We start from the raw sequence: 5,258 nt of genomic DNA on the forward strand, positions 1-5,258 counted from the left end.
AGCACTGGATATAGATCATTATCTGAATATGGCCCGTACAGCAGAAAAGGGCTTACTCGATTTAATTTTTCTTTCTGATACTCCCTCTGTTTTTCAGGATGACCAGCTAGGTTATGGGAGCAGGGTCGTGGTATTTGAACCTATGACGTTACTATCAGCATTAGCGATGGTTACTCAACATATCGGTTTGGTTGCCACGGCTTCGACCACCTACAAACATCCATTTAATATTGCCCGCGAATTCGCTTCGTTGGATCACATTAGTCATGGGCGTGCTGGCTGGAATCTGGTGACTTCCTCTAAATCTCATGCAGCGAAAGCTGGGATGATGATGCCTTACCTCGCGATAAACAAAGTGGTATTTTTTATGTTCCGTCAAAATGCCATGAACTAAATTTCCAAGGAAAATATTTTTCTGTAAAAGGCCCCCTGAATATTTCTCGGCCTCCTCAAGGACACCCAATTATTGTACAAGCAGGCTCCTCTGAACCCGGTAAAGAACTTGCCGCCAGAACAGCTGAATTAGTGTTTACTGCACAACCAGACATTGACTCAGCAAAAGCATTTTATAGGGATTTGAAATTTCGGCTTAATAAATATGATAGAGACTATAACGATGTTTTAATCATGCCAGGGTTGTGCTTTTTTATTGGCCCAGATGAGGATAGTGCCAAAGAGAAATTCAATAATTTTCGGAAGCTTATTCATCCAAAATTTGGTCTTAGTATGTTATCCGATTTGCTTGGTGGTATTGATTTGTCAGCATACGATATTAACCAACCGCGCCTGACATTCCTGTTTCTAATGGTAATCAGAGCCGTCGGGAACTTATTGAAAAAATGTCTAAATCGGAATCTTTAACGATTAAGCAGTTGTACGAAAAAATCATTATTTCCAGAGGGCATTTAGTATTTGTTGGTTCTTACCAACAAGTTGCCACCCAAATAGCTCAATGGTTTCATGAAAATGCCTGCGATGGATTTAATATTATGCCTCCCAGTATGTCTGGATGTTTAGATGAATTTATTAATTATGTTGTTCCTGAATTGCAAAAACTTAATATATTCAAGACCAAATACAAAGATGGAACATTAAGAGAAAAATTAAACATTCCTAAACCTACCAGCATATTTCACATTTAACTAACTTCCCATCAATAAAAATAAGGTGACGATGCTATGACTATTAAAGAGAATATTATTTTGGAAGATACAACTTTACGTGATGGCGAGCAAGCTCCGGGGGTTGCATTTTCAAAAAAAACTAAAGTGAGTATTTTTAATTCATTAGTAGAAGCTGGTGTTAAATGGATAGAAGCCGGTATTCCAGCGATGAAAGGCGATGAAGTACTTGCATTACAAGAAATTCTGGAACGCAAGGATGAAGTGAATATCATCGGTTGGAACCGTGGTGTACTTGAAGATATTAAATATTCCCTCTCTCTGGGATTTAAGGCGATACACATTGGTCTGCCAACTTCAAATATTCATCTTAAACACAGCGTAAGCAAAGACAGAAATTGGTTGTTAACTACGTCCAGCGATATGATCAAATTCGCTAAAGATAAAGGTATTTTCGTTTCAATCAGTGCGGAAGATGTCGGCCGAACTGAAATCAGTTTCCTGCAAGAATATGCGGGCAATGTTGCAGAAGCTGGCGCTGACCGTCTGCGTCTTTCAGATACCATCGGTATTCTTAACAGTCAACAATATGCACAACGAGTCTACGCCGTTCGTGAGGCATCATCTATTAATCTACAATGCCATTGCCATAATGATTTTGGGCTGGCTGTGGCAAATACGCTGGCGGGTCTTGAAGCTGGAGCGCGTTATTTTCACGTTTGTGTTAACGCAATGGGGGAGCGAGCCGGAATGCCGGATCTGTCTCAGATAGTTATGGCTTTGCAACATTTTTATCAAATAGATGTCGGTGTTGATACCCAGCAGCTTACCAGCCTCTCTCACAAAGTGGCTCAGGCTAGCGGATATTCTATTTCCCCTTGGCAACCTATTGTTGGCAGCAATGTTTTTGCACACGAGTCCGGCATCCATGTCAATGGAATGTTAAAAGACAGCAAAACTTTTGAGCCCTTCGAACCGACCATGGTTGGTGGTCAGCGTCGCATGGTGATCGGTAAACATTCCGGTCGGGCGGTCTTGCAAAATATTTTAGAAGAAAGAGGTATAGAAACAGTGCCTCAAACATTGGAACACTGTCTATCTCTGGTACGAAAAGCGGCTGAAAAACATCCAGGAGGAATACCTGCTCATACATTATGTGAACTCTATCGTCAGGCAGAGGGAGCAATAGCATGACGACTTATGATCAGCCAATTGTTAATCAAATTATTGCTGAACATAGCCAAAATACTAAAGTTGAGGCTAAAGAATTGATCACAGTTGAGGTCGATAGAATTTATGTTCAGGATGGTAATTCACCAACTATCGCTAATCTTTTCCGCCAACATAATTTAAAACAGGTCTTGCATCCCGAAAGAATTGGTTTTTTCTTCGATCATTCAGTAATAGTTCCCGATAAACGAATGGCTGAACGTGTTAATGAAGCAATGGATTTTGCTAAGTCGATTGGAGTTAATATTTTCGCCAGAGGAGAAGGTATTAGCCATTTAATCGCACTGGAAGAACAGTGGTTTCAACCGGGCAATATTGTTATTGGTGCTGATTCTCATACTTGTACTGGGGGAGCAGTACAATCATTAGCTTTAGGAATGGGATCCTCTGATGTATTGGCTACGATGCTTACAGGACAGACTTGGTTGAAAGTGCCAGAAACGGTTAGTTTAAGTATTTCGGGTCAACCACACCCAGCGACCCGGACGAAAGATATTATGCTCGCTTTACTGCGTCGCTTTGGGCAATCACCATTTTTATACCATTCAGTAGAACTTAGCGGGGAATGGGGTCATAGTCTCTCTTTAGATTCTGCCACCAGTTTCGCCAGTATGGGCGTTGAACTGGGTGCAAAGTGCGTATTTATGCCGGATGGGCCAGAAAGGCCCGCCAATATGAGGTCCATCTATCCAGAGTTAGCGGATTACCAGCTGACATTTTCGATATCTGATTTGACACCGCACATTTCCCTGCCACATTCACCTGCTCAGGCAGTACCACTAGAAACCCTTTCAGGGCAAAAGATAGATTATGTTTTTATTGGCAGTTGTACCAACAGCCGTTTGGAAGATATTGCCGAAGTAGCTGCAATTCTTGATAACCAACGGATTCATCAAGATGTTCATTGTATTGTGACACCGGGTTCAAAACACGTGTATCTGGAAGCTATGCGACGCGGCTATATCGAAAAAATTGTTTCTGCGGGTGCTTTGGTGACACCTCCCGGATGCGGTGCTTGTGTTGGAACGCAAGGTACAATTCCAGCCAAAGGAGAGCGGGTTTTGTCAACGATGAACCGAAATTTCCAAGGGCGCATGGGGAATGCTGATGCGGATATTTACCTCTCATCACCTTTAGTTGCAGCAAATGTAGCATTGCACGGTAGAGTACCGTTGATTACGGAGCTTGAATGGCATGATTGAACAACAAAATTATCGCGTCAGGATGATTACTGGTGATATTTCTACTGATGACATTATTCCTGCACGTTATAAACACATGTACACCGATCCAGCTCAACTGGCTCCACATCTGTTTGAGAATCGGTTTCCTGAGTTTTTTTCCACGTTACAACCTAGAGACATTATTGTTTGTAAAGGTATTTTTGGTATTGGTAGTTCAAGGGAACAAGCAGTAAGTACATTATTAGCCGCAGGTATATCTATGGTTATTGCTCCCGCTTTTGGACGGATTTTTTTCCGTAACGCCTGGAATCTTGGTTTGTTAGCGATTGAAGTCGATATTGAAGGTTTTTGTGAAGGTTTATCCGTTGAATGTTTAATCAACGAAGGTCATTTTGTTTCTGAAACACCATTAGCTAATTTCTATCCACCATCGGAACAAATGTTGGTTGTTATTCACGCAGGTGGACGACTCAACTACATCCTTAACCAATTGTCTGAGCAGAAGAAGCAGAGGATCTTATGACACAGCAGAAAGAAAAATTTGATGGTTTAGCTAAAGGATATGATCTCTACCGTCCCAGATATCCAGAAGTACTTTTCCGTGAAATTTATCACTGGCTACCTAAAGACAGATTGTTGTCCATTATCGATATTGGGGCAGGAACGGGGATCGCCATTGAAGGACTGACAAATCTATTGGGGCAGCAACATCATTGCACTGCCATTGATATTTCACAAGATATGATCGATATAGGTAAACAAAAGCTACCGTGGGTCAATTGGTTGCATGGTAGTACAGAACAACATCTTTCTTGCGTGGGTAGCCCCGATCTGATCATAGCAGCACAATCTTTTCAATGGATGGATAGGAAAACAGTATTAAATCTGGCGCGAAATAGCCTAACGGATAATGGCGTTATGGCTATCTTACAAAATAACCGAGATTATCGACACAATGAGTTTCTTAATGAATATGAAAATTTATTGGAAGAACTAAGTCCCAATTATAGCCGTCACTATCGGGATTTTGATTATGCACAAGAATTAAATGTTGCATTCCAACATGAATATGCTTTTCACATTACACTCAATATTCACTGGAATATGATTATTCCCGGAGAAGCGTTTATCGGTATGAGTCGTTCATCGACTCAAGTACAACGAGCTTTAACTGCCCACGGTGAACAGTTTATCGAACGATCAAAAATGCTGGTAGAAAAATATCAATCTGATGATAAATTGACAATTTTATATGAAAGCCAACTTTTTATGGTTGTCAAACAAAATAAGCATGGGGCAGAGAAAGAATAATGTCAAAAACAGCGATTAATTTCTTCATACCCACTGCGGAAGATGTTAATGGAATATTAATGGTATTGCGTGAAGTCTATACACCATTTATCTCTGATTTTATACCTTCAGCACTGTATGAAACTTCTGCCAGTATTATGGGAAAGTTAACATGTTGGAGAATTGCTAAATATGATAATCAGGTTATTGCGGCTGTGCTGTTTGAACAAGAAAAGGAAAATCTAACGTTCAGTTATTTGTCTGTATTACCGAAATTCAGATGTCAAGGTATTGCCAGTGAATTACTTAATATAATTTGTAAAGAGGAAAACAAACAGGCGCAATTACCTATTATTATCGCATTACGTCGGTCATTAATAACAAATATCCACTTTTTTACTCAAAGAGGATTTGAATATTTAGGCCCTTTTGA

8 protein-coding genes are annotated in these 5,258 nt (G+C 40.4%); all 8 read left to right on the forward strand.

What is annotated here, in order from left to right:
• Nucleotides 1-394 (forward strand): LLM class flavin-dependent oxidoreductase (locus PSI17_RS15690; protein WP_273552863.1); only part of this gene is annotated, 394 nt, incomplete at its 5' end.
• A 41-nt stretch (nucleotides 395-435) separates the two neighbouring features.
• Entirely contained in the window at nucleotides 436-861 is a 426-nt protein-coding gene (locus PSI17_RS15695; RefSeq protein ID WP_273552870.1) for an LLM class flavin-dependent oxidoreductase, read from the forward strand.
• The gene (locus PSI17_RS15700) at nucleotides 840-1,142 is read left to right on the forward strand and encodes a hypothetical protein (RefSeq protein WP_273552864.1); all 303 of its coding nucleotides are present in this window, start codon (nucleotides 840-842) and stop codon (nucleotides 1,140-1,142) included. The genes PSI17_RS15695 and PSI17_RS15700 overlap by 22 nt, the downstream gene beginning before the upstream one ends.
• A 36-nt stretch (nucleotides 1,143-1,178) precedes the next feature.
• Complete coding sequence (locus PSI17_RS15705) at nucleotides 1,179-2,315, forward strand: homocitrate synthase/isopropylmalate synthase family protein (RefSeq protein ID WP_273552865.1); 1,137 nt, start codon at nucleotides 1,179-1,181, stop codon at nucleotides 2,313-2,315.
• The gene (locus PSI17_RS15710) at nucleotides 2,312-3,553 is read left to right on the forward strand and encodes an aconitase/3-isopropylmalate dehydratase large subunit family protein (protein WP_273552866.1); all 1,242 of its coding nucleotides are present in this window, start codon (nucleotides 2,312-2,314) and stop codon (nucleotides 3,551-3,553) included. The genes PSI17_RS15705 and PSI17_RS15710 overlap by 4 nt, the downstream gene beginning before the upstream one ends.
• Complete coding sequence (locus PSI17_RS15715) at nucleotides 3,546-4,058, forward strand: LeuD/DmdB family oxidoreductase small subunit (RefSeq protein ID WP_273552867.1); 513 nt, start codon at nucleotides 3,546-3,548, stop codon at nucleotides 4,056-4,058. Before PSI17_RS15710 ends, PSI17_RS15715 begins: the two co-directional genes overlap by 8 nt.
• Nucleotides 4,055-4,846, forward strand: a complete 792-nt coding sequence (locus PSI17_RS15720; RefSeq protein WP_273552868.1) for a class I SAM-dependent methyltransferase — start codon at nucleotides 4,055-4,057, stop codon at nucleotides 4,844-4,846. The genes PSI17_RS15715 and PSI17_RS15720 overlap by 4 nt, the downstream gene beginning before the upstream one ends.
• Nucleotides 4,846-5,258: GNAT family N-acetyltransferase (locus tag PSI17_RS15725; protein WP_273552869.1), on the forward strand; the 413-nt coding region annotated here is incomplete at its 3' end. The genes PSI17_RS15720 and PSI17_RS15725, both read left to right, overlap by 1 nt.

Source organism: Xenorhabdus sp. IM139775 (genome assembly GCF_028598745.1).
Classification (GTDB): Bacteria; Pseudomonadota; Gammaproteobacteria; order Enterobacterales; family Enterobacteriaceae; genus Xenorhabdus.